This window comes from Flavobacterium soyangense, assembly GCF_015277675.1.
In the GTDB taxonomy this organism is placed as follows: domain Bacteria; phylum Bacteroidota; class Bacteroidia; order Flavobacteriales; family Flavobacteriaceae; genus Flavobacterium; species Flavobacterium soyangense.
Map to the genome: position 1 here is coordinate 1 of NZ_JADHEC010000093.1, position 1069 is coordinate 1069.

The window sequence follows — 1069 nt, forward strand, 5'->3', positions numbered from 1 at the left end:
TAAGAATGAACAATCCGTTTTTCAACAAAGAATTTTAATTGTAGTTTAAATCACATATATTTACGCTCTGATTAACAAAATTGAGTCCGTTTGAGGGTTTTTAGACGAACTGGCGTTAGCAGTAATGCAACCACCAAAACACGAATCTAATAAATCATTATGAACTTAAGATTGTTTTTACTTTTAGTTGTTATTGAATCGCTCTTTGTGATTGTTGGATTTTATGGACTTATTTTAATTTTCTTTCTTTATTTTGGTTCTGGGGCTGGAGCGACTTCTGACAAAGCTATGTTAACGGAAAATATTGGGTTTGGAATTCTATTTTTAATGCCATTGCTATTTGGAATTTTAAAATTCAGAAATGTAACAGAAAAATTAAAAGCCAAAAGTTATTTATACTCAGGTTTGCTCGTGACAATAGTTAGCGGAATATATTTTGGACTGAATGTTTAATTGTGCTTCTTCTAACAGCTAAAAGTTGACGGAATACATCAATAAAATTGAAATAAAATAAAATGAAATTTAACTTTGTAAAACCTACTTTAATTTCTTGTGCTATTGGATTTTTTATTCCTGGTTTTACAGCAATTTTATTTTTTTTGTTTCAACTATTGACTGACAAAATCGGCATTGATTGTAGCACTTCTTGGAAATCAATATGGATTTTAACAAGTCTTATTTCTGTAGTGTTGCCCTTTGTTTTCATAGAAAATATTAAGAAAACTAATAATCCAACTTTGACCAAACTGACATTATTTAATTTTATCGAATATATTAGTCTACAAGCCTGCTTAGCTCAATTTTTTACTGACTCTAAAACAATATGTTATGGTTCTGGTGGACAAAATGGAATTGAACTTGTGTTTACGGCTTGGATTGCTTTACCAATTTTGGTTTGCATAAGTTTTGTATTTAAGCATAAATTAGAAAATCACATTGAATAAATGCACTACTGCTAACAGCTAGGGGTTCGTTGCGGCTGCAAGCCGAACAATGAACCCCGTGTTGAACGGAACCGGAGTACCTGCCGTTAACACTATGCAGTTATCGTAAAAAAATTAGAGAGAAT

Annotated in this window: 2 protein-coding genes; both read left to right on the forward strand. The window is 31.2% G+C overall.

Annotation, left to right across the window (positions count from 1 at the left end):
- The first annotated feature begins 159 nt into the window (after positions 1-159).
- Positions 160-453, forward strand: a complete 294-nt coding sequence (locus IR213_RS16130) for a hypothetical protein (RefSeq protein ID WP_194313303.1) — start codon at positions 160-162, stop codon at positions 451-453.
- A 62-nt stretch (positions 454-515) separates the two neighbouring features.
- Positions 516-944 carry a hypothetical protein gene (locus IR213_RS16135; protein ID WP_194313304.1) on the forward strand — a complete coding sequence of 143 codons (429 nt, stop codon included), beginning with the start codon at positions 516-518 and terminating at the stop codon, positions 942-944.
- Positions 945-1069: the final 125 nt, after the last annotated feature.

What these genes read in the sequence shown, in the direction of transcription:
- IR213_RS16130 (WP_194313303.1), top strand. Translation starts at nt 160, where the DNA reads ATGAACTTAAGATTGTTTTTACTTTTAGTTGTTATTGAATCGCTCTTT.
- IR213_RS16135 (WP_194313304.1), top strand. Translation starts at nt 516, where the DNA reads ATGAAATTTAACTTTGTAAAACCTACTTTAATTTCTTGTGCTATTGGA.